Raw genomic sequence first — 24,888 nt, forward strand, 5'->3', positions numbered from 1 at the left:
GGTTTCGTTGTGATATTTAATTCGTTTGAGTTTATCTTTTTGTTCCTTCCGATTGTTTTTGTTGTTTATTACATACTCGGTCGTTTGCATATTCCTTTTGCGAAAAGTTGGCTGTTGATCGCTTCACTGTTTTTCTATGGCTACTGGAATCCGGCGTATTTGCCGCTGATTTTGGTGTCGATGGTGATCAACTACATCATCGGGGCTTTTCTTGGCAAGGACCGGGCGAAGCCGCTGCGTAAAGGGATTTTGACGCTCGGCATTTTGTTTAATGTCGGTTTGCTTGGCTATTATAAGTATTATGATTTCTTTGTGGAGAATATCAATATCGTGTTTGGGTCGGAGATTGTGCTGAAGGAGCTTCTTTTGCCGCTCGCGATCAGTTTCTATACATTCCAGCAGATTGCGTATTTGGTGGATTCGTACCGGTTGGAGACGAAGGAATACAATTTCCTCAATTATGGTTTATTCGTCTCTTTCTTTCCGCAGTTGATCGCGGGTCCGATTGTGCATCACGGGCAAGTGATGTCGCAGTTTACGGACAAGAAGAATTACCGGATCCAGTATGAGAATATCTCAAAGGGATTGCTGGTGTTTGCGATCGGGCTGTTCAAGAAAGTGGGGATTGCCGATACGTTTGCCGCTTGGGCGAATACGGGATACAGCGATGTGGAGTCGCTGACCTTCCTGGATAGCTGGTTTACAACGCTTTCTTACACGCTGCAATTGTATTTCGATTTCAGCGGCTATTCGGATATGGCGATTGGGCTTGCTTTGCTGTTCAATATCCGCTTGCCGATCAATTTCAACTCGCCGTATAAAGCGCGGGACATCCAGGATTTCTGGCGGCGCTGGCATATTACCTTGTCGCATTTCTTGACCGCTTATATTTACATACCGCTTGGCGGGAACCGGAAAGGACCGCGGCGGACCTATTTGAACATCTTCATCATCTTTTTGGTGAGCGGCATCTGGCACGGGGCGGGGTGGACATTCCTCATATGGGGCGTCATGCACGGTGTGGCAAGCATCATCTGCCGTTACTGGAAACTTGTGGGACATAAGATGAACGGCATTGCCGCCTGGGCGACGACGTTTTTATTCGTCCATTTGGCTTGGGTATTCTTCCGCGCTTTGACATTGGAAGATGCAATGACGGTGCTAAAAGCGATGTTCGGATTCAACGGCTTCTACTTCCCTGCCGGCATTTACAAACTGTTCCCGGACTTCAATCCGGACTGGGTCGTGTTGCTGCCGTTTGATACACCGACCATTCAGATGTATTTCTTGCTGCTGATCGGTTTATTGCTCAGCTGGTTTGCGAAAAACTCGATTGAAATCAAAAATGAGATGAAACGGAATGTGCCGATGGCGATTTTTGTGGCGCTGCTGTTGTTCTACAGCACGATGCAATTGCAGCAAGTCAGCGAATTCCTGTACTTTAACTTCTAGGAGGAGATCCCGTGGACGATAAGAATTTTACAGTTACGGTCATGGCGATCTTCGCCTCGTTGACCGCGATTGTGGTGGCGGTGAATTTTTGGATCGATCCGCTTTGGCATTATGCCCATGCGCATTTGTTCAATGATGTTCAGGTGGTGACGGATGAGCGCGAGCAAAAGACGGCGAACCAGAAGTATCAGCCAAAAGATGCCGATACGCTGTTGATCGGTTCGAGCCGCAGTACGTATATCCACACGACGGCTTTTGAGGATTGGGACGTTTATAATTATTCGGTGGCAAATCTGTCGATGCGTGAATACCGTACGATGATTGAATATGCGTTTGAAAAGAATCCGGATTATGAACGTATTGTACTCGGTGTCGATTTCTTCAAGTCGAGCACCCAGGAAGCGGAAGCGCCGAAAGACATCACGAATCATGTGGCGCGGACCGAGAAATCGTTTTACCGGACGAAGAATTTATTGTCATTGGATGTATTTGAGACATCGCTGAAGAATCTACGTTTGTCCGCGGCCAATGAGATTTCTGAAGACCGCTTGTATAACCGCGAAGGCAATGCATTTGCGCGGCGCTTAAGCGCTGAAGAGACGGCGGCGGATACAGCCGATAAGATTGCTACGTTTGAGAAGACCTTTTACGGTTCAAATTATGTGTATTATCCTCGCTATAAAGAGATTATGGGGATTGTCCGGGATACGGAGCCTGGAATTGAAAAGCTTGTTTATACGACACCGATTTCGACAGAATTGTTCAAGTCGCTCGTTTCGACGGATCTGTATGATGACTATGAGGTCTGGCTGCGCGACTTGGTTGAAGTATACGGCGGCGTGTGGAATTTCATGTATCCGAACTCGGTGACGAATGAGATTACGAATTATTATGATGGGCATCATTTTTATCCGGAGATCGGCAATTTGATCGCGAAGCGCGTGGAGCAAGGTGAGGACGCTGCGGTGCCGGAGGATTTCGGGGTTTTTGTGACGGCTGAAAATATTGATGCGCATTTGGAAGATGTTAGAGAGTTGGTTGGAGTGCTGGAGATTGAGTGAGGTTCTGGAGGCGTTCGTCCCGCTTAGGGGGTGACTTTCGCAAGAAGCCAAGCAAAGAGCGCTTGTCTTCTGGCTGCGTCTCCCTCATGGCGCTCCCTCACTTGGGTTGTGGTTGTAAGTGGGATGATTAGTTTTATTGTGGAAACTCGTTTTTTTAGCTTTCTATGCCAGACACAAATGTTCTTTATTTATGGCTGGCATTTTTTCGTCCCTGGGTCGGACTCAAATGTTTTTCAATTTGTGGCCGACACAGGGACGTTTTGGGTTGCTGGGATTGATCAAGAAGATAGCAAGAAAGAGTGCAGCTTCTTTAGCCGTTCGTCCCGCTTAGGGGGGACTCCCGTAAGAAGCCAGGAAGAGCACCTGTCTTCTTACTTCGTCTTCCCCATTACGCTCCCTCAATTCGATTGTGGTTGTAAGTAGGGTGAGAAAATTGAGAGTAATTTATGAAGCTGCTTGTACCTTTTGGTGCAAGCGGCTTTTTTGTATAGGATTTCGGTGAAATCAACTGGTTGGGTGTTGAAATCACACGTATTCACTTCGAAATCAAGCTTCACCCTTCTGAAATCTCCTTAATTGCAAATGAAATCATCCTGCTTTCTAAGGTTTTGTCTTTTATCGCTTTTTGCGGAGCAAAAAGCCATGGTTTTGGCCAATTGGGTTTTAAGGTTTTGGGCGAGTTGCTCTTAAATGGTTGTGAGTTTCCCTATTACGTTGATGAGTTGCTCGCAAAGTTAGATGAGTTTCCCTCTAATCACTGTGAGTTCCCCCCAGCTTCCTCCGGCAAAATAAAAACGCCTTCGCATTATGCGAAGACGTTCCACCATTTTGGTTTTGGGATGTCTTGAGGTTCCAAGACGATTAAGTTGCGGTTTAGCAGGATGCGCTCGTTATTTTCGAGCATCAAGTCGACCATTTCGTGGCGATTCTTTTTCTCCAGGTAATCGAGTCCTTCATTGAATAGGAATGGGCGTTTGTCCAAGCTATGTACGTCGGAGCCGTAGACATGAATCAAGTTTGCATCCAGCAAAGTCAATGCCGTTTTCTGGATGGCTTTGCCGAAGCTTCCTGCGAGCGAACCCGCTGTTACTTGTGCGACTGCTCCGTGAAGGAGAAGTTTACGCAAACGTTCAGGCTTTTCAATGATGCCTTGGTTGCGTTCAGCATGTGCAATGATCGGTACGTAGTTCGCCATGATCAGCTGTTGGATGATTGGCACGGTGTATGCTGGAATGCCGGACGATGGCAATTCGAGCAAGACATATTGCGAATCGGCAAGCGGCAATGCTTCGCCGTCTTTTAGGCGCTGAGGCAATTGTTCAGATAAGCGGTTTTCAAGTCCGCTGTATATTTTGATGGGCAGCTGCTGTTCTTCAATGTAGGCGTTCGCTGCAGCCAATTGAGTTTGGATGGCCCCAATATCGGTTTTGAAATTCGGATGGTGGCCATGCGGCGTTGCGATGATGCCGGTGATTTGCTCTTCGACTGCTTTTTCGAGCAGGCGCTTTGTCTGTTCCATGGTTTCAGCGCCGTCATCGAGGCCTGCCAAAATGTGTGAATGCGTGTCAATCATAGGTGTTCTCCTCCGTTGCTTGAAAAATGTTGAGTGGAAGCCTTTCGTAGGTTTTAATTAGGGGGCTTTCGGGTTTTATTTAAAAAACAGGCACTCCGGTTAAGAAGTGCCTATTGATATGATTAGTTAATGAATTTAATTGAGTTAAGGAAATTATACAGGATTCTTGAAGTTTCTGCACGTGTTGTTTCATTTTGTGAACGGAACGTGTTGTCTTTGAATCCAGACAGGTAAGACGCTTGAAGTACGCGCTCTACGTGTGGACGCGCTGCAGGCGAAATGTAACGGTAATCCGCGAAGCTTGAAACTTTCTTCGTCGCATCTAATTTTACATCTTCAGAACCGATATAGTCCATTGCTTTGCTGATCATGATTGCTGCTTCGTTGCGCGTGATTTCGTTGTACGGACCGAATTTTCCGTTGCCGTAGCCTGAAACGATTCCCGCTTCAACAACTGCTGCGATTTCCCCGTTGCGGTTAACTGCTTGAGTTGGTGATACGTCAGTGAAGTCTGCAGAGTTCACGTCTTCAGCAACTAAACCAAGGCCACGAGCAAGTACTGCTGCGAATTCACCGCGAGTGATTGAAGTCGATGGCGAGAAGCTATCAGCTGATTTACCCGAAACGATCATTTTCGAAGCCAATTTCTCGATGTATTCCTCAGCCCAGTAGCCGCGGTTATCGATGTCTTTGAATGTTTTTGCGTTTTGGATCACTGTGTAAGCCGAGTTTGCAGAGAAGTACAAGTTCGCTGTTTTTCCATCAATGTATGTTGGAACTGCTGTAAATGAACCGTCTTGGTTTACCCGTACGCCGACTGAAGTCGCTGCGTTAAGTGCCGTCGGAGTTTCGATTGAACGCAATACTGGGTAACCCAAGTATGTAATGTCAATAGATTTACCGTCTGGAGCTACTGCTTTGATGCTGAATTCGATAGCGAAGCCGATTGAGTTTTCTTTTGTCAATTGGTTAGCGATTTTTGTCAATTCAACTGTGATGCTTAGTTCAGAAGAAGCGACACCTAAATCTTTCGCAAGTTTCGCTGCATCAATTACGGATACTGGCAATTCGTATGAAGCTTCTGATGAAGCAATCACGATTACTGCATCCGCGTTTTTGTTTTCAAGTGCTGAAGCTACTGTCATCGGGATTGATACCGCTTCGCCTGGTTTCACATCAACTGCTAATTCTTTCACAGATGCTGCTTCTTCGATTGCTTTGATCACATCTTCAGGGTTGTTTTTCAACGTGTCCGGAGAAGTTTCGATGCCGCCTCCTGGAGTTGTTGTTGGTGGTTCAGTTGGTGTTGTTGGTGGAGTTACTACACCGCCGCCACCGCCGCCTGGTGGTGTTACTACTGGTGGAGTATCTAAATCTGCTACTGCTTTTTCAATGTTTGAAACGATAGTTGCTAACTGTCCTGCAGAAGGTTTAACAACGATATTTTTAATTGAAGCTGGAGCAGCATTATTTTGGAAGAATGTTAATGCTTTGCTATAGAGCGGATCTAAGTCTTTAATTGTAGAGTTTAGTGCTCCTTCGTATAAGCTTGTACGAACTAGTTCTGCATAAGCGAATACTTCTTGTACTTGAAGATCATCTTTTAAGTATGAGCGAGCGCTGTTTTTGAAATTCGTAATTCTTGTTAATGCAGCTGCTTCAACATTGTTTTGCTCAGTAGAAGATAAAGGTGATATTAAAGTGTTTAAGTTTTGAACTAGTTGTGGTTTATCTGCATAGTTCGCATCGATAAAAATTCCAGTTTGTTTTGCTACTTCTTTTTGTGCAATTTCGAGAATTGCTTTTTGGTCTCCATTCAAAGCTTTATAGTCAGCTGCAATTTTAGCTGCAATCTGTGCATCTGTTGGCACTTCTGTTGCAGCATCTGCTGTACCAGCCGGGATTCCTACTGCAACAACTGATGATAAAGCCATAGTTCCAGCTAGGAACATTTTCGTGTTTTTGTTTTTACTCAACCTTGCTCACCTCTTGATTCAATTTTGTGGTATTGTCTAATTGTAGCTTAATAATATTGGTACTACAATAATAATTTATGTAAAAAGTTAGTAATTCGGTGGTTATTTGTATATAATTAGCAATTATTATGGCTAATATGATTAGATTATTTATTGAGGTATGGGAGGATTTAACGATGAAAAAGCATTGGAAAAAGATTGTTTTGGTACTGGGGATCATCTTTTTAAGTGTCGCAGGCTATTTAGTGTATTTATTCCAATTTAAGGAGTACGACGTAGCGGACGAACAGGTGGACGAAATAACAAAAGAGAATTATGAGGTGGAATTACCTGATGGTTCTAAGATTATTGTCGACGGTGATGGAAATGTGATAGAAGAAGGTTCTGATGGAAGTTCAGCGGATGGTTCGAAAGACTCTTCATCTGAAACAGCTGCTGGAACTGATGGAAATTCATCCGAAGGATCAAGTTCAAGCAATTCCGAAAGCGGCGCTTCTGAAGGCGGATCGACTGGCTCTACTTCTGGTACAGCCGGCACATCCACTTCAAATGGCGGAACAAGTTCTGGCAGCTCGGATAAAGCAAGCGGTTCTGGATCAAACTCTGGTTCAACAACTGGAAATACAGGGTCGAACGGATCCGGTTCTTCTAACTCAGGCAAAGGTTCTGCAGGCGGATCTGGAAATTCAGGTTCTGGCAACTCCGGTTCAGATGCTGGATCAGGCAAAGTAACAGTCGCACAGATCAAACAGAAATATGAACCAAGTTTAGCAGATATCGAAAACCAGGCAAATTCACGCATCAATGGATTGGTTAGCCGTGCGAAGAGCGAGTATGACTCGAAAAAAGCAAATGGCGAATCAATCAGCTACGGTTACTTCTATAATAAGTACATGTCCGCAGCAACTGAACTCGAAGGCCGCACAGACACAGTCTTTTACGCGGTGCTTGGATCGATGAAAAAAGAATTGAAAGCGAACGGCTTAGCTGAATCGCATGCCGATTCCTTAGTTTCTGAATACGAAGCACGCAAAGAACAGCGCAAGAGCGATTTAATCAGCAAGGCAACTGGATTATAAGAAAAGCGGAAGCGCCTATCAAGCTCCGACAGGCTTAAGGCAGAACACGCAGGAAATCCGGATTTCCGGAGTGGGTTGACTTAAGACCCCGAGGAGCTAGGCGCTGGAGTCTGGACAATAAAGGAAAGCAAAAAACGCCATCCACTTTCAAAAGTGGATGGCGTTTTTCATTTGTCCGGGCAAAGGTTCTGGTCGGCATGCAGCGCATGTTTGACTTCTTTTAGACTATAGTAGTTTCGGAAGTAGATAAAGACGCGGCGTGGAATTCCGAGTTCTTTTGCCCCCACGGACGGCCCGTAGTTTTTCGTGATGTAGTATTCGTAAATGATCTCTTTCATGGGTTTGCCAAATTGTTCTTCAAGTTTGGTTTGATACATTTCGAACTCCTCCATAAACCTTTTTACCTACTCTCTATAGTGTTTTATCTTACATTAAAAATTACGAGGGCTATAAGTTACATTCATTATAGCTTAATCAGTAATTTTTGCCTATAGAGATTCGGAAGTTTTTTGAGAATAAATGGGTTTATTTGAAATTTACTGGTTAATAATATCCGAGATGTAATAAAAGCCGGAATCGTCCATTACGACGGTATAGGTTTTATTGCGTTCTTCTTTCGTTGCCTCCCCTGCCGCGTTAAGGAAGTCAAAGGCTTCGTAGGTATGAACAAGTGCGTGATCTTCGTTTATTTCCACGCCGGTGATTTCCAGGTCAGTGAATGTATATTCCATACCTTGGCCGGTGATTTCCGTGATGTAATCGCGGAGGCCGATATAGGCCGGACTATCATACAAGAGCATGTCTTCGACGTAGAAGAAATCTTCGCTATTAAGTGCGATTTCGTAGTAATAGCGGAAGTCGCCGATGAATTCACTCAGGAAAACTTCGTCAAACGCGAGATTGCCTTCGTTTTCGTAGTCGTATTCATAGTCTTCGCCCTCGTAGTTTTCGAAGTCATCATAGGCTGGGAACAAGGCTGCGACTTGGTCCGCCGTCATCGGGCTGTTTGCCCAGCTCGTTACTAGGTCAACCATCGAATGCATCGGAATCGAGAAGCCGATTTCACTGCCGTCCATGAAGAGCAATGAGTTGATGCCGATGACTTTGCCCGTTTTTGCATCGATCAGCGGACCGCCGCTTGAACCCGGTGCAATCTGAGCATCGATCTGGTAAATGTCTTCATAAAGGAAGTCCTGCTCGAAATCGCGGTCGATTCCTGTCAAATAGCCGATCGATGCGGTGTTTTCAAAACCGGACGGGCTGCCGAGTGCGATGACTTCGGTGCCGACATCGGTCGGGTTCATTTCAATTTCAAGCGGTGCAATGCCTTCGTACGCGTCGACTTTAATCAGTGCAACGTCGTATTTATCGGAAATGCCGATAACTTTTCCGGGCTGTTCCTGTCCATTGACGTTCCGGACCATGACGTCTGTGAAGCCAGCGACTACATGGGCATTGGTGACGACCGTTCCGTTATCGTTAAACGAGAAGCCGGATCCGTAGCCATTTTCCGTTTTAATCGTATAAACTTTTTGCTGCGTTTCTTTGATGATAGCGGTTTTTTCACGCGTCTTCGGTTCGGATAACTCTTGCTGTTCCGCAGGCGGCTGAATCGTTTCGACTTTCGTCACTTCACCGGCAGACGGCTCGGTTGTCTCTTCTTCTTTTGGCTCTTCCGGTTCCGGCGTTTCCTCTTCGTTGACGTCAGCTGTTTCTTCTGTCGGTTGCTCAGTCCGCTTCCGTTCATCGTCATCGTCTCCGAGCAATTGCGTCGCGCCGATGCCCCCTGCAAGCAAGACTGCCGCAGCGATGCCGATATACATGCCCTTTTTCTTCTTCGGCTTCTTCGAGCGTCTTTCTTCTAGCGGTTCGCCGCAGCTTGAACAAAAGCGAGCGCCTTCCTTATTCTTATGTCCGCAATTCGAACAGTACATAGTGGTTCCTCCTATTGGTTTCCAAATGTTTTTTTGCTAATTATGGCATTCCCCTTTGATTATCGCCATTATACATGGGAAATAGTGCCATGAACAGCTGACAAAAGGTGTGTTTTAAGGGATGAGTGAGTTATGTAAGAGTTAGTGGATACGTTTAGTAGACGTGTTTTGGGCGGGGTTAGTTCCTTTTGCTTCGGTTCTAGATACGCAACGATAGAATATTGACTTGAATTTGATGAGTTGCTCGAAAAATACGTTGAGTTTCCCGTAAAGCCTTTTGAGTTTCCCCTTTTAGTTCATGAGTTGCTCTTAAACCTTGATGAGTTTCCCTAAAAATTATTTAATAAGATTTTATTTTTCTTAATTTTCTTTTTATTATTGTTATACTTTATTTAAAGGAGGAATTTAATGTTCATTAAAGAAAGAGAGATGCCGCACGAAGTGATTTGGCTGCCCCGATTACTGGTACGCCTGCCAAACCACCATGCGAGCTACGATGAGATTCACTTGTATCATTATCAAAAGAAGGCTGGCTATGGCGGTGAAAAACGAGTCGATGGGTATCTTAAGAAGTCTTCTGATAAAAATAGACTCATCATTGGTGACTTACAGCTCGGCTCTCGTTCCTGCCAAATTGATACACTTGTGTTGACGCCGTATTTTATTTTAATTCTTGAGGTGAAGAATTTTTCTGGGAAATTGGTTTTTGATGAAAAGAGTTTTCATATGAAGCAATATAATCGCGATGAGAAATTGGTCGGGCATAATTCGCCTGTGACACAAGCTTGGCACGCCCGCGAAGAAATGATTCTTGCTTTGGAAGATTTAGAGATCTCGCTGCCTGTCTTTACTTCCGTTGTTCTTCCTTATTCCACTACCTTCGTCGAGTCAGCGCCAGACGATATACCCGTAATTTATGCATACTCCTTGAACCGGTTCATCTCAACTCTCCCCCGTACCGGTAAACCATTATCTGCAACTGCGCTGACAAAGGTCGGCCAGCAAATTCTCTCACTGCATACTCCTTTTCCCAGAACCGATTATTTGGATACTTTTAATCTCTCGGTAAGTCAATTAAGAAAAGGTGTGCTTTGCAACAATTGCGGAAATGCTTGTTTGAAAATTACGCAGCGGCATCACAAATGCACTCGTTGCGAAATTACAATTAGTAATGGCTATGAAGATGCACTCGATGATTGGTTTGAATTAGTCTCTCCTGAAATTACAAACATCCAATGCCGGGATTTTTTGCGGATGAAGGATCGACATGCAGCAAAATATCTTTTGAAGAAGATGGCTCTTCGAAGGAGTGGCAAAAGTCGTGGCCGTATTTATATGAAGTGAAGATTAGAGCTGCTCTTGGAGTGGCTCTTTTTCGTTCTGGAAGTTGTGAGTTGCTCTTAAAGTGCGATGAGTTTCCCTCTCTTGTCGATGAGTTGCTCGCAAACTGACATGAGTTTCCCCATAATCACCCTGAGTTTCCCGCAACTATATTCGACTTTTAACTCTATAGGGCCTTCGCTTGCGAAGGCCTGCTTTTGTCGCTTTTCATGCAATGAAAAGCCGGTAATCTGATCTTAATCTCTGGATTTTGAGCGAGTTGCTCTTAAATTTGTTCGAGTTTCCCTCTTTCATTCGTGAGTTGCTCGTAAACTGACGTGAGTTTCCCCATAATCACTCTGAGTTTCCCGCAAATAAAAACATCCCCCCACACAAAAAACCCCTCACCAAATGGTGAAGGGCTCTCCCGCAACAATCTCTTATTTCATTTCAATGCTGTACTTCGCAAAGCCGTCTGCTGCTGCACCAAGGTATTTGATGCCGCTGTCTGCTGGCACTAGTTTTTGGCCTTTGCCAGATGTTTCGAAGACAACATTCGGGTTGCCAGCGATTGGTGCGAATGACCAGTTGCTGTCAGCCGATGGATCGATTGTGCCGACTTCGACCATATAGTCCATGATGACTTGGCGGTTTTCGTAAGCGTAGTCGACTTTCTCACTCGCTTTTGTCACGCCTGGGAAGTTGCCGCTTGCGCGGTAGTTGTTCGTTACGACCAAGAATTCTTGAGTCGCTGTTACTGCTTTTCCATCATACTGCAAGTTTTTGATGCGGCTTGCTTTTTCGTTGATCAATTTGCCGTCCGCGTCGTATTTCGATGGCTGCGTTACGTCGATGTCGTACGTGACGCCGTCGATTACGTCAAAGTTGTATGTGCGGTAATCCGGGTTGATCAATTGCTGCTCGCCTGTTGCCGACGGGTTGATTTGCTTGAATTGGCCTGCTGACATTTCCAGCCATTCCGTCAAATCGGCTCCCGTCAATTTCAATGTGAAGATGGTGTTGTCGAAGACGTAAAGATCTGCAACGTTTTTAATTGCGATTTCGCCTGTGTTGATTTCTGTGTAGTAATCCGAACCGTTGCGTCCGCCTGCTTTGAACGGTGCTGCAGCTGAAAGGATTGGCAAGTCAGCATTTGCTGTGCCGGCCACTTTCTTCTCTACGTACCATTTTTGTGCATTGTTGACGATTTGGATTGATGGATCATCTGTTACTTGGGAGAAATAGCTATTGATCGGTGCTGTCGTTTTGCCGACTGGGCTGCGGACATAGTCAATCGTCGCTTCGTGTGTCTCTTTAACTGCCTCGATGACTTGTGCTGCTACTTTGTCAGTTTTAGAATCGATTGCGCGGAGTGCCGCTTTTTCAGAAACGATCTCCCACTCTTCCCCTTTAGGCGAAAGTTTCAAATCGATAACGCCCAAGTGGCTGCCGAATTTACCTGGCATTACGATTGGCGTACCGTTGATTGTGCCTTGCTCTTGGTTGACGTTTTTCAAATCGCCGTAAGATCCAGGGAATAGATCGTGGTTATGCCCTGTGATGATGGCGTCAATGCCGTCAATTTCAGAAAGCTGGTACGTGATGTCTTCTTCGCCGACATCGTGTTTTTCATCGCCCATCCCTGAGTGAGAAAGAACAACGACCACATCTGCGCCCGCTTTTTCGACTTCAGGAAGGAATTTTTCTACAGATTCGACCGCATCTTCAGCGATGACTTTGCCTTCAAGGTTCGCGCGGTCCCATTTCATGATATGCGGTGCAACGACGCCGATGACGCCGACTTTGATCGTGTGTTTGTCGCCATTGCCATCAACCACTTCTTTGTCGATGATTTCATATGGCTTGTATTTGTTTTCTTTTGTTGCTGCATCGTAGACGTTTGCATTCAATACCGGGAACGGTGCATCATCAAGTGCTTCGTCCAAATAATCGAGGCCGAAGTTGAATTCGTGGTTCCCTAGAGTCGATGCATCAAAATCCAATGACTCAAGCGCCGCGTAAGCTGGGTGAAGTTCACCGTCTTCGAGGCGGTCAACCGTCACTTTATAGCCGCCGAATGGCGTTCCTTGGATCAAGTCGCCGTTATCAAATAGAAGGCTGTTCGGGTTTTGCGCACGTGCTTCTTCGATCAAGACGCCTGTTTTCGCAAGCCCTAAGCTGTTCGATACTTTATCTTGGTAATAATCGTAGTTGACGAAATTCGTATGAAGATCGGACGTTCCAAGAATGCGGAGCGATACGTCTTCAGCATTTACTGGCTGGTATTCTTTCAATAAACGCTTGATGATTGCGCTCATTTCTTTCGGCGCAATTCCTTTTGCCGGTTTCACCGTGCCATCGCTATAGCCTTTCAGCAATCCGATGCCGACAGCTTCTGATAAATCAGGCGTCAAGCTTTTGCTTAAGTAGCGGTTGTCTTTGAACGGCTTCAATAATGAACTCGGGTATTCTTTCTCTGAATCGACTGCGCGTGCTGCGATTGAGAATCCTTGCTCACGTGATAGTTTTTCATTTGGCGCGAACGTTGTCTTTGTCTTGCCGCTTGTTAATCCCAAATTGAAAGCTGCTTCCACGTAAGGTGCAAGTTTAGCATCCACGTCTTTAAAAGCGATTGTCGAGCCATCTCCCAGCTTCACATCAAGAGCCGTCACCAATTGTTTGATGTACTCTCCGCGCGTCACTTCTTTTGTTGCAGCTTGAGCTGGTACCGTTGTTGCCACTGCGCTCGTTGCTAAAACAAATGCCGCTAAAGCCATTGCCGCTTTTTTACCGATTGCCATTTTCCCATCTCCCTATTATTGAATAGTCTAGCTTTTTTATTATATGCCTAATAATAAAACAATTGAATACGTTTACATAAAATTTATAAAGAATTTGCAGTTAATTTAAATTTAATTAAGAAATTTCGAGACTTTTTTGATTTCTGAGCGTCTAGTAGGAGGAAGGGCATGCTGGCTAGAAATATTTGCATAAAAAGACCTACTTACTAATTCTGGAATGTTTGTTACAGTATTATTACAGAAGTGTTACGAAATGACTTTATTCCATGAAATGGTTTCAAACACAGTAATTAGGAAAAAACAGGAATATGACGATTGCTGGCCTGTCTTCTATACACGGAAGTAAACAATTCTATTTGAGGGGTGTCGTTTTGAAAAAGTTTCCATTAATCACAGGTGCCGTATTAGCAATCAGCTTACTTGCATCACCCGCATTCGCAGCAACTGATTTACCGAAGAGCCACGGGTTCTACGACGAGATGACGTATTTGATCAACAAAGGAGTCGTCTCCGGATTTGAAGACGGCACGGTGAAACCGGATAAAACCGTCAGCCGTGCAGAAGCTGCCATCATGATCGGCAAGCTGAAAGGTTTTAACGGAACGCAAAGTGCAACGAAATTCAAAGATGTGACGTCTGGCCAAAAAGCGAGCGGCTATATTGCGGCAGCTGAAAAAGCAGGCTATATCACAGGCTATCCGGATGGTACATTCAAGCCGAATGCAGCAATTACACGCGGCGATATGGCCATTATCCTTTCAAGAGTCTTCCCGATGGCGATGGAAGGCATTGAAGAATTCAAAGATGTATCGCCGAATATGCGTGCTTTTGATGCCATTGGCGAAGTCGTCAGCGCAAACATCGCAGCCGGCTACAAAGATTTCACGTTCAAGCCGAATAACGCAACGACTCGCGCACAATTCTCCGCTTTCCTAGCTCGCGGACTTGAGCCGAAATTCAAGAACGACACGCATATGGCGCATTCGTATTTGAAAGATAAAACAAAAACGTATACGTACCGTGAAATCACGGGCGAAGTGTCGACTGAAAAATATGTGGACAGCGCGAAATACTTCGACGAGCCGCTTGGCTTCTTCTGGTTGGTAGATTATAAAGAAGACAGTGAAGATTATTTCTACGGGGAATACGAAAACCGCGAAATGTACATTACCGGCTTCCCGGAAGATGGATTTACAGCTAGCTTGGTCTATCCGATCACAAAAGGCAAAACTTTCGATAGCGGCGATACCGATTCGCCGCCATTCAAAATTACCGGCGTGAATGTTAAAGTGACGACTCCTTATAAAACGTTCACCAACGCTGTCGAAGTTTCCGTCTTGGATCCTGAATGGGATGGCAAAAGCTATAAATACTACATGGCAGAAGGTTATGGGTTAATTAAAACCGTCCATTACGACGGCGATACGCTTTATGAATTAGTGGATGTAAAATAAACATCAAATAAATTATTGAAGGGAACGATTCTTTGAAGAAATTTTCGATGATCTCAGCAGCAGCACTCGCACTTACCCTACTTGTCTCGCCAGCACAGGCGGCGACAGATTTGCCCGCAAGCCACGGATTTTATGATGAAATGACCTATTTGGTGAATAAAGGCGTCATTTCCGGCTACGAGGATGGCACTATCAAACCTGACAAGATCGTGACGCGTGCAGAAGCAGCTATCATGATCGGCAAATTGAAAAACTTTAAAGGGACGCAAACTTCCACTAATTTTAAAGATGTTTCGAAGTCCCAAAAAGCAAGCGGCTATATCGCTGAAGCGGCAAAAGCCGGCTATATCAGCGGTTACCCGGATGGCACATTCAAGCCTTACGCACCGATCACGCGCGGCGATATGTCGATCATTCTAGACCGTGTATTCAATATCATCCATATTGGCAGCACGCCGTTTAGCGACGTTTCTGAAAACATGAGAGCGTATGATGCAATCAGTGCAATGGTTACCGGCAATATCACAGCAGGCTATTCGGACAACACATTCCGTCCGAACCAGTCAATTACACGCGGCCAGCTTTCTGCTTTCATGTCCCGTGCACTTGAGCCGAAATTCCAGAATGATACGCACATGGCCAATTCGTATTTAAGAGACAAAACGAAGACATATAGCTATACATCTAAACAAGGAATTGTCACTTCAACCTATGAGTATATCGCGCCGCGCAACGGCAGCGAATATGGCTATATGTGGGTGGACCGCAGCAACTTCGGTTCCCGCACGCTATTGTATATGGAACTTGAAACCAAAGACGAATTGCGCTACGGCTACCCGTACTCTGAGTCTGACTTAAACATTGTCTACCCGATCAAAGTCGGCAAAACGTTTGAGAACGGCCTAGGCGAAATCTACATCTCTACCATTACCGGCGTCAACAAAACTGTCGACACTCCATATAAAAAGTTCACCAACGCTGTAGAAATCACAGCTTCTGGCGGCGACAAATATTATATGGTTGAAGGATACGGAACAGTGAAAACATTGAATGCCCTAGGCGAAACAGTAAGTGAACTTTCAAGCGTGAAATAATTGATTTGGATTGGAGCCTTCTCTTTTATGAGAAGGTTCTTTTTTTATTATTTTTGGCGAGTTGCTCTTAAGTGGCTGCGAGTTGCTCTTAAAGTTCGCTGAGTTTCCCCAAATGCGATGTGAGTTCCCCTTAAAACCGATTGAGTTGCTCGCAAATGAATTTTCGCCCCCTTTTTTTGCCCTTTCGCTTTCCGCTTCTAGTGGAAAGCATCCATTCGAGGTTTTGAACTTGACTGGGTTTATCCCTAAAACAAAATGAAAAAGGCATCCAATTAGGATGCCTCTCACAAACTTCTATTTCAACAAATTCATTTTGCCAAGCGCACGGTGCAGAATGACGGCTGTTTCAGCGCGTGTCGTGCGGGCTTTCGGATCGAATTTATTGCCTGTACGGCCTGTAATAATCCCTAATGCATACGCTTTTGAGGCTGCGTCTTTTGCAAAGCCGCCGATTCGGTTCGCATCCGAAAACTCATGCGGCTTCCCTAAGTTTTTCAGCAACGATGGATTTTGGAACTCGACGGCGCGAATCGCCATGACGGCCATTTCTTCCCGCGTGATTGGGGCATCCGGGGCGTAGCTGCCGTCTTTTTTCCCGGCCACAATTCCGGCTCTGGCAGCGGCTTCGATGCCCGGATATGCCCACGCCTTGCTCGCACCCACATCCTTGAACTTCCCTTCATATTCCCGGAGCGGCAATTCAAGTGCCCGGGCAAGTAGCACCGCAAACTCTGCACGGGTCAAATCGCTTTCCGGCTCGAACGTCGCCGCTGTTTTTCCGGCAATGATGCCGCGGCTCGCCAACGCTTCGATTTGGGTGCGAGCCCAGTGGTTTTGAGTATCCGCAAAGCCGGATGGGCCTGCTGCCCCTTTTCCGGAAATCACTTGCTTGCCGACATTTCCGGCTGCGTCTTCTACCCGGACGGTGACGGTATCTTTCTCTCCTGCCGTGACAGCGAATGTGAATGAGCCATCCGTTGATAGCTTGATCGGCATGGGCGCCCCTTCTTTTCCGCCAGACGTCACGGTATACGTTGCCTTCAATTTCTCATTGAGGTCAAACGCCGTTCCGTATTTCGTCAGTTCTTTGTAATAGTCGATGTATTTGTCAGTGACTTTCCCGCTTGCTTTCCCTCCGCTCATAACCCCTGAAATTTTCGGTGCGGTCGATTTGACGACAACCGGGCCGATGGAAGCGCTGACGACAGGCGGATTGCCGGAAACGGTCTGTCCCATGTAATCGATCGTATACAAGCCGTCCGGAATCGGTTTTTCCTCCGGACCGCTACCAGGAATGTAAGTGCCGTCGATGTCCATTCGGTAGGAGCCCGCTGAAAGCGTGGACGCTGCATAGAGATAGCCGATATAGCCGTCTCCTTCCACCCCGGCTGCCGGATCCATGATGTTCCAGAGCTGGATGAAGTTCGTTTTGACGTCTTCCGTCAACACGAAACTCAATTCCGCTTTGTCGTTGATGCCGTCTTTATTAAATGAAAGATCGGTTTCCGTCATTTTAAAATTCTTCACTTCAGTTGGTGCGCCGCCGAAATCTGCAGCGAACGGCAAGGAAATTTCCTTGGAATTTCCGGATTCCGGTTTGATGCGGATATAGCCCAGGGCTTCATCGCCTAATTGGAAATTGGCATTTTGGGATGCCGTCAGCGTAACTTTAATCAGCTCTTCGCCGCTTAACGTAAAGGACGGCTTGTCGACTGTGACTTTGGCGTCTGCAAACGTCTTCAGCGTGTCCACTGAAACGGTGTACTTCCCGCCTCCCCCGTCCATATCTTTCACTCGGATTTCTTTAGTGATGGAAATCGGTCCGGTTCCCGGATTCAGCGAACCGAATGTGACGGTGCCTTTAACATTCGGCACGCGTCTGCCGGTTTCATCTAAAATCGCTTCGTCTTCCGCATAAGCCAAAATATCGGGATGGAGCGCTTCGTACGGATCGACCCGTCCGGCGCCTTGGGCAAACACATCATATTTTTTCGTATCCAAAATCTTCGCGGTATTGGATAGCGCCACTTTCACGTCGAACGGCGACCAGTCGGGATGCTTCTGCAAAAGCAGCGCGGCAATCCCGGCGATATGCGGTGCGGCCATGGACGTTCCGGTTTCATTGCCATAAGCGAGATCGTAGCTTGCTTTCGGGTTGTCGGCTCGATACATCGGCAACGTCGACATGATATTGGTGCCGGGTGCCACAACATCCGGTTTGATGTCGTAGTTCGGCGTACTCGGCCCGCGCGAGCTGGTGTCGTTGATGTCATCGCCTTTTACGACGGTTTCGGTGAAATCACTGAACGAGACCGTTCCGGCATTTTGCGCAATCATGATTTTGATCGCTTCCCCGTCCCCTTTTGATAAATCGAAAGTCGGCAAAGCATCAAGCCCTTCGCCGAGAGATGCGCCGGATGGCTCGGAAAGGCTGCTGTTGTTATAGATGAGAACCGCTACGGCCCCGGCATTTTTAGCATTTTTAACTTTTTCGACAAACGGAATGTCGCCTCTCGAAATAAGTGCCACTTTCCCTTTCACATTCAGTCCATTGAAGTTATTCGCTTTGCCGAATCCAGGAATGGAGACGATTCCGTAGCTTCCTGCCAATTGCTTGGCCGGATCCGCATTAAATGCGTTGAGCATCAGTTTGTTCACTTTCGAATAATTGAAGAGACCTGCTTTAATTTGCACTTTTCCGCTGTAGACGGATTCAGGCGTCGTCGTGTTCCCCACCGCAATTCCGAGGCGCGCAGTAGACGGCGTCCCGATCGTCCCGCGGTCCGGACCGAAATTGCCGGTGGCAGAAACGGCGACCGTGCCGGCAAGCATCGCATTATTGATGGCAAATGAACCGGCATCCGTTTCGGAATTGGTGCCGCCGCCAAGCGATAAGTTGATGACGTCGATGTCCTGTTTGACCGCTTCCTCGATGGCGGCGACGATGCTGGAATTCAAGCCGCTGCCGTAAGCGCCAAGCACACGGTAGGCGTAAAGGTCCACTTTCGGCGCAACGCCTTTCACTTTATATTTATTGGCGCCTTTTGCAGCAATGATCCCGGCGACATGCGTGCCGTGCGTCGTATAGAACGGATCGCCGCTTTCATCGAATTCCGGCAAGTTGCCGGGACGTTCCGACGGGCGCGTTTCAGAAGCATCGTTGTCTGCTCGCGGCCGCGTGTAAATGGATGAATGCTTAACGAAGTTTTTGCCGCCTTTGTAAATTCCTTTAAATTCAGGATGGTCGGCATCAATTCCCGTATCGATGACGGCGACACTAATGCCTTTGCCGTCGATGCCTTCCGCCCAAAGCTTCTCGATGCCGAGAAACGGGGCGCTGACATTCATCGCCGGCTTGACTTCAGCATTGCCTGCTCCGGATGAAGCAGTCCGTACCGTGACATCCGGTTCCACTAACGTCACGCCGTCAATCTCCATTAATTTGTCCAAATCATCGGCCTTGACTGTTGCCGAAAAACCGTTCAACACGGTTTTGTAGCTGAATCCTACTTCATATGAAATTTGTTCGCTGGCCATTTCTTCTTTGGCCGATCTTTGCTGGCTCGCCACTTTCACTTCCGCTGAACTTTCCAGCGAAGCAGTGAAGGCTTGTCCGGCTGACTCTACAATTCCTTTTTGCAAAGCTACCGGCTTTTCCGATAGATGGATGATGACCGGCACTTTTTGGCTGCCGGAAAGATCCTGCAAATCTTTATGTAACTTTGCCGTACGGTGGGACAATTGAAGCTGTTCGATAATCGCCGCTTGGGCTTGGAGATCTCCTGCAGTGTGGGCTGATTTTTTATACGGATTGGTTTCCGCAGTTTCCGCAGCCTCCGCAGTTTCAAAGGGTATGAGCAATGAAAGAACCAGGGCAAGGGACAGGAAGCTTCTGAAGAATTTCACGTGCAAAACCTTCTTCATGGGACATAACTCCTTCCGTTCTATCATTATTATCTGAATAATTAGATAATTTTATAATATCACATGATTCGAAAATCCCAAGGTTTATTTTAAATAATTTACAAATTATTCTTATTAGGTACTTTAGTCCTTTTAAAGTAACAAAAAAACCCAAGCTTGCGGCTTGAGTTTGATTGGTTTCTTTATTCGTCTTGGTAAGTGAATCCTTTTTCGGTTAATGCTTCTTTTAGTTTCGGCAGCGAAGACGGCCCGATGCCGTGGAGCTGCCGCACTTCTTTTTCCGTGAACTTTGATAGTTCTTCAGCTGAGGTAATGCCGTGTGCTTCTAATGCCCGCCTCGCCGGCGCTGAAAACCGGGAAAGAAATGGATCAACTGGGTTTGCCATTGAAGGTCATCCTTTCAGTTAACGTTTGCCCCTAGTATAAATAAATCGGCGCGTATTGAAAAGGCGGCGAAGATTGCTTCTGAGTTGCTCATTATTGTGATTTTTTCTCAAGTCCGTGCGAAATTACCCCAATCGTTTCCGAAATCACCCCATTCCTGTTCGAATTCACCCTAAGCCTCCTCGAAATCACCCCGACCCGCTGCGAATTCACCCTTCCCCCATTAAATCGTCCTTTGAACTTTCGCTTTTCGCTGCAAGCGGAAAGCCGGCAACTAGGTTTTGATCTTTTGAGTGAGTCTCTACCTTTTTAGGAAAAATTCTATAAGGAAACTCAAAGCAACATCTGCCCCACTCAGGTACCCTGCAAACACCAAAAAGCCCGAAGCAGCTTCTGCTGCTCCGGGCTTCCCTTTTTACTTCACAGTTAACTTAATGGTAGCTTCATTGCCGCCGTACGAAACGGTGATCGTTGTCGAGCCTTTTTTCTTGGCTGTGACTTGGCCATTGCTCTTCACTTCGGCAATTTTGCTGTCTTTCACTTTGAATTTCGCTTTTTTCGTGACATCTTCTTTGACTGGCTTGGCTTTGCCTTTCACCGTCGTTTGCGTCACTTTGATTTTTTCTTTCTTGCCTTCTTTTAATGACAGGTTCGCTTTATCCACTTCCAGCGTTACGACCGGTTTCGGATCTGCGACTGTCACATTGACGACAACTTTCTCTTTGCCATGCGAAACAGTGATCGTTGTTTTACCTGCTTTTTTCGCAGTGATTTCACCGTTTTTCACACTGACAATGGATGAATCTGCTACTTTATAAGAAGCTTGTTTCGTTACGTCTTTTGTTTTCTTTTTGCCGTTTGGCAGCGTTGTTTCTTCTGTTACCGATAATTTTTCTTTATCGCCGACATTCAATTCAACATTGTCTTTATTCACGCTTAAGTTCGAGCCATCTTGCGCCGCTGCTTGTTTCGTGATTGTGAAATCCAGCTCTGTGCGGTGGCCCGTCAAATCTTCAACGACCAATTTGTAGTCGTTGACGCCTTCTTCAAGCACTGGCACCGTTGTTTTGATGTTTTGGTCAAAACTCTTGCCGCTGTATGAAGCCATTTCGTGCGCAAAAATTTCGCTGTCATACAAGTAAACGCGGATTTGGTCGAAGTTGTCTTTAACGTTGAATGTAATTTCCACTTCATCCGTGTCCAGGCCAACTGTTTTCGGCGCATCCACTAATGTGATGGTTGCCGCTTTCGTATCCACCAGGATCTGGCGGCGGATTTCCATTTCGTTATCGAATTCATCTACCGCTTTCACTGTTACATACTGCGAACCGTCTTCAAACGTCAAGGTATGCGTGAAGTTCGTGCCGTCGAATTCTTTTGCCGGCGCGCCGTTCACAGTCAATGACTTGATGGTTGAATCGTCTTCCACGCGCCCTTTTACAGTTACTTCATTTTTATCATGCGCAGAAAGGACTCCAGGGGAATCAATGAAAATCACAGGTTCTTTATCTTCAGAACCGGTAACCGGCAATTCCACTTCGGTTTTATTGCCAGCGACGTCATAGAAGACGGCTGTCAATTTGTCGTCTTTTTTCAACTCTGCCGTTACGGTAAAGTCTGTTATAGCCGGTGCCAATGATTCATCAGCCGGAGTTGCCGCATCTTCCGTCAATTCCTTGCCGTTCAAGTAGACTTCCCAGCGGTCAGGCGCTGTGTTGTCTGTAAAGCTGTTGACGACAACTTTTTTCGTTTTTGGATCGAATGATGCTTTTGCTGTTGGCGCTTTCGTATCCACGATAACCGGGAATTCGATTGACTGCCATTCAGCATTCGGATAATCGATCACAGCGCGAAGCTGCAATTTGTAATTGCCATCCGCAACCACTTTTCCAAGTGCTTTTCCATCCCACGTGAAATTAGGTGAGAAGATGAAAGGTTCTGTGCTGTCGTAGTTTTTAACCAATTCTTTTTCGGTGCGGATCGTCCGCAATTTCTTACCGTTTGCATCGAGTACATTCAATTCAAACTGTTTCACATTCCGCATAAGCGAGAATACTGGAATGACCCCATCTTGCAGACCATCACCGTTTGGTGAGAACGCAAATTTCGTTGGATCGAATCCTTCGATATGCGTGCCGCCGTTCAGGATGAATCCTTTATCGTCTGCAAGCATCGTTTGTCCGTAATACGTCATTGGATCCCAAGCAAAATCATCGAAAATGCTGGCATCGTCCCATTCGCCGTTAAAGCCGAAATATGGAACGACCAATTCCGTGTTGCCTGTCACTTCTTCGTTTGCATCCGTTAATGTGACGAATCCGTCAACGAAATAGCCGTTTGTGAAACTTGCATCCAGTTCAGCGTCGATCGCTGAAACGTCAACCGTTACCGGGATGTCGACTGTTTGATTTGCCGGAACTGTTACAGTTGCCGGAGCTGCGATCGTTACGTCGTCAGAGACATTCACCGAACCGATTTCGTTCGGAGCCGTCACTAGGACACCGCCGCCGTCCGTTGTTGCATCCACTTGCACATTGACATCCACTGCGAATTCCGCAGCTTCATCCGAATAGTTCTGCGCTGTCAATGTGAATGAATATTGGTTGTTCTTAATTTCTTTTAATGCCACTTTTCCTTCGTTTGTCGCTTTGTTCACGACCGTTACGTCAGTTGAAAGCGCATCGTGCAATTGCATCAATCCTGCACCTTGGCGGCGAGGCGATACAAACTGGCCATCAGCGAATTCCACTGGGTTTGCTGTATTCATCATGATGTTTTTCACGAATTGTACGCGGTCTTTCCCTTGCAAGCCAAGTTCTTCAATGCGCTGGAACACTAATGCCGTTCCACCTGCCACGTGCGGCGCTGCCATTGAAGTTCCGCTCATCAAACCGTATTCATCGTCGTTCAGCGTCGAGAAGATATTGCCGCCTGGCGCTGTGATTTCCGGTTTGAAGTCAAGGTTTGGCGTTGGTCCCCAGGAAGTGAAATCACTCATTTGGCCAGCTGCCGGATTTTGCGTTTCCAAATACTGTCCATCAAATGAAACCGTTACCGTCTGTCCGGAAGCAAGCGCATTTTTCATCGCTAAGCCTGCGTCTTGAACCGTTGACATGAATGGAATCGTGATGGATGGATCTGATGCCATATTGATCGTGCCTGATGTGTTGTTGTAAATGATAACACCGATTGCGCCGGCTGCCTGTGCCGCCTGGCCTTTTTCGACAAAGCTGATTTCACCGCGTGAAATCAATGCGAATTTGCCGGTGAAGTCTTTGCCTTCAAAATCAGCTGGCAAACCAAGACCTGCATCGACCACTTCATAATTTTCTTCCGGCAGATCGCGCGGATCTTTATCGTTCGCGAGTAAATATAATGCACGTCCTGCTTCTGCACCGCCGAATTGGTAGCCGAAGCTAAGTGCTGTAATCACATCGTTTTCAAATGAAGCGACACCGAAAGAGTCGTAAGAAACACTCGGTGAACCGGTTAATCCGTAATCCTGATTTTCTGCATATGGATAGAAGAAACCAGAACCGAACATATCCGAGTTCCCTGCAGAAATCGATACTAAAATACCGTTGTTTGTTGCACGTTCAACTGCTTGCTGCTCAGGATTGGAAGAATCCACGAAACCTGCAGTAGAACCCAGAGACATGTTGATGACGTCTGCCCCTAATTTGATTGAATCATCGATTGCTTTAATGTAGATATCGCCATAAGTTGACGGGTAAAGCGGATCGTTGCCGAATACTTTCAATGCCAGAAGCTGCGCTTCCGGTGCAACGCCTTGGATCCCGCCGTTTTCTTCGTTGCCGTTCGCGCCGACTGTACCGGCAACGTGCATGCCGTGCATCGAAGCTTCGGGCCCTAGGTCAAGAATCGTATCGTTGCCGTCCATATAGTTGTAGCCGAACGGCACTTTTGCTGTATAGTATTTCCCTGCTTCCAATGATTTGTCTGAACGCAATGCGTCGACTTCCGCTTTGGTGATTTCACCCGTTGCGTTGTCAGTCAACACCATATCTTTATGCGATGGGTCGATGCCGGTATCGATAACGCCGACAACCATTCCTTCGCCTTTGTAACCGTAGTCATTCCAGACCTGCTGTGCCTGGACCAATGCTTTTGAATACTTCATTTCCGGTTTGATCGCCGGACGTTCGTATTCTGTTGCTTCATAGACTGCTTTTACGCCTGATTGTGCAGCAATTTTCTCGACTTGTCCAGCTGGTACGTTCGCTGAAAAGCCGTTGAACACCGTGGTAAAGTTCTCGAGATATGTAATGCCGGGTGCTGCTGTTTTGATTTTTGATTTGACCGTGTTTTGATCAGTGACCACTGCTGATTCCAAGCTGTCTTTTGTGGAATCCGGCAAACTCTTATAAAGAACCCCTTTGCGAGTCGCATTTTCAATTGCCGGCTCTTTTTGGAGCTCGACAATGATGCGGACCTGCTTTTTCGGATCTTCCGGGTTTGCCAGTTTGTCCGGCAATTTAACAGCCGGCTTCTGGTTCACCTGTTTCGCAACCCCTGCGGCCGAAGTGTTCGGTGCAGCGGATGCTCCCGTGAACCCGAAGGCCACCGAGCTGAACGTCAACAAAACCACAAGTGCCGTGATGACAAGATTGCGTAAATTACTCAATTGTTTTCCCCCTTATGATCATGTGTTTGCTAAATTAAATTTAGCGGCATCTCAAATTTACCATATTATTAAAATATTCTAACTAGTCTGATGGGATTATTTCTTCTTTTTTCCAGCTCTTTTTACATAGGTATATGTATGTTTCCCATCCACTCTTATGAGGAGTTATGGACTACTCATAAAATTATTCC

Annotated in this window: 14 protein-coding genes and 1 pseudogene; 7 read left to right on the plus strand and 8 right to left on the minus strand. The window is 46.3% G+C overall.

Translation table 11 applies throughout. The features are described from left to right. Positions 1-9: 9 nt before the first annotated feature. The 3 genes from NFU07_RS05090 to NFU07_RS05100 all read left to right on the plus strand — a co-directional run bounded on the left by NFU07_RS05090 (position 10) and on the right by NFU07_RS05100 (position 3,361). Positions 10-1,452, plus strand: coding sequence for an MBOAT family O-acyltransferase (locus NFU07_RS05090; RefSeq protein ID WP_251475513.1), 1,443 nt, complete (start codon positions 10-12; stop codon positions 1,450-1,452). Between the two features lie 11 nt (positions 1,453-1,463). After that, positions 1,464-2,513 carry a hypothetical protein gene (locus tag NFU07_RS05095; RefSeq protein ID WP_251475515.1) on the plus strand — a complete coding sequence of 350 codons (1,050 nt, stop codon included), beginning with the start codon at positions 1,464-1,466 and terminating at the stop codon, positions 2,511-2,513. A 512-nt stretch (positions 2,514-3,025) separates the two neighbouring features. Beyond that, positions 3,026-3,361, plus strand: a complete 336-nt coding sequence (locus tag NFU07_RS05100) for a hypothetical protein (protein WP_251475517.1) — start codon at positions 3,026-3,028, stop codon at positions 3,359-3,361. On the opposite strand, the gene NFU07_RS05105 is transcribed toward NFU07_RS05100, so the two are convergent. Both NFU07_RS05105 and NFU07_RS05110 read right to left on the minus strand, forming a co-directional pair. After that, positions 3,319-4,086, minus strand: coding sequence for a tyrosine-protein phosphatase (locus tag NFU07_RS05105; RefSeq protein WP_251475519.1), 768 nt, complete (start codon positions 4,084-4,086; stop codon positions 3,319-3,321). The genes NFU07_RS05100 and NFU07_RS05105 overlap by 43 nt on opposite strands. 122 nt (positions 4,087-4,208) lie before the next feature. Next, positions 4,209-6,062, minus strand: coding sequence for an S-layer homology domain-containing protein (locus NFU07_RS05110; protein ID WP_251475521.1), 1,854 nt, complete (start codon positions 6,060-6,062; stop codon positions 4,209-4,211). A 176-nt stretch (positions 6,063-6,238) separates the two neighbouring features. Here NFU07_RS05110 and NFU07_RS05115 point away from each other — a divergent pair, with 176 nt between their 5' ends. Further along, positions 6,239-7,141, plus strand: a complete 903-nt coding sequence (locus NFU07_RS05115) for a hypothetical protein (protein WP_251475523.1) — start codon at positions 6,239-6,241, stop codon at positions 7,139-7,141. A gap of 167 nt (positions 7,142-7,308) precedes the next feature. On the opposite strand, the gene NFU07_RS05120 is transcribed toward NFU07_RS05115, so the two are convergent. Further along, on the minus strand, positions 7,309-7,518 hold the full coding sequence (locus NFU07_RS05120) for a hypothetical protein (protein WP_235197017.1): 210 nt from the start codon (positions 7,516-7,518) through the stop codon (positions 7,309-7,311). 159 nt (positions 7,519-7,677) lie between these two features. Continuing rightward, on the minus strand, positions 7,678-9,075 hold the full coding sequence (locus NFU07_RS05125; protein WP_251475524.1) for a trypsin-like peptidase domain-containing protein: 1,398 nt from the start codon (positions 9,073-9,075) through the stop codon (positions 7,678-7,680). A gap of 408 nt (positions 9,076-9,483) precedes the next feature. Here NFU07_RS05125 and NFU07_RS05130 point away from each other — a divergent pair, with 408 nt between their 5' ends. After that, positions 9,484-10,419 (plus strand): nuclease-related domain-containing protein, encoded by a 936-nt coding sequence (locus tag NFU07_RS05130; RefSeq protein ID WP_251475526.1) that lies wholly within the window; start codon positions 9,484-9,486, stop codon positions 10,417-10,419. A 416-nt stretch (positions 10,420-10,835) separates the two neighbouring features. On the opposite strand, the gene NFU07_RS05135 is transcribed toward NFU07_RS05130, so the two are convergent. Next, entirely contained in the window at positions 10,836-13,196 is a 2,361-nt protein-coding gene (locus tag NFU07_RS05135; RefSeq protein ID WP_251475529.1) for a bifunctional 2',3'-cyclic-nucleotide 2'-phosphodiesterase/3'-nucleotidase, read from the minus strand. A 371-nt stretch (positions 13,197-13,567) separates the two neighbouring features. Here NFU07_RS05135 and NFU07_RS05140 point away from each other — a divergent pair, with 371 nt between their 5' ends. Then, the gene (locus NFU07_RS05140) at positions 13,568-14,650 is read left to right on the plus strand and encodes an S-layer homology domain-containing protein (RefSeq protein WP_251475531.1); all 1,083 of its coding nucleotides are present in this window, start codon (positions 13,568-13,570) and stop codon (positions 14,648-14,650) included. 32 nt (positions 14,651-14,682) lie between these two features. Then, a complete protein-coding gene (locus NFU07_RS05145) occupies positions 14,683-15,744 on the plus strand; it encodes an S-layer homology domain-containing protein (protein WP_251475533.1) in 1,062 nt (353 codons plus the stop codon). Between the two features lie 294 nt (positions 15,745-16,038). Here NFU07_RS05145 and NFU07_RS17690 read toward each other — a convergent pair whose 3' ends face one another. From NFU07_RS17690 to NFU07_RS05170, 3 genes and pseudogenes are all read right to left on the minus strand, one after another. Beyond that, entirely contained in the window at positions 16,039-19,668 is a 3,630-nt protein-coding gene (locus NFU07_RS17690; RefSeq protein WP_285835937.1) for a S8 family serine peptidase, read from the minus strand. Positions 19,669-19,850: 182 nt separating this feature from the next. Next, positions 19,851-20,045: pseudogene (locus NFU07_RS05165) on the minus strand (helix-hairpin-helix domain-containing protein); the annotation flags it as partial. Positions 20,046-20,467: 422 nt separating this feature from the next. After that, positions 20,468-24,697 (minus strand): S8 family serine peptidase, encoded by a 4,230-nt coding sequence (locus NFU07_RS05170; protein ID WP_251475535.1) that lies wholly within the window; start codon positions 24,695-24,697, stop codon positions 20,468-20,470. Positions 24,698-24,888 lie beyond the last annotated feature (191 nt).

The sequence above is a fragment of the Planococcus sp. NCCP-2050 genome (genome assembly GCF_023708025.1).
Lineage (GTDB): Bacteria > Bacillota > Bacilli > Bacillales_A > Planococcaceae > Planococcus.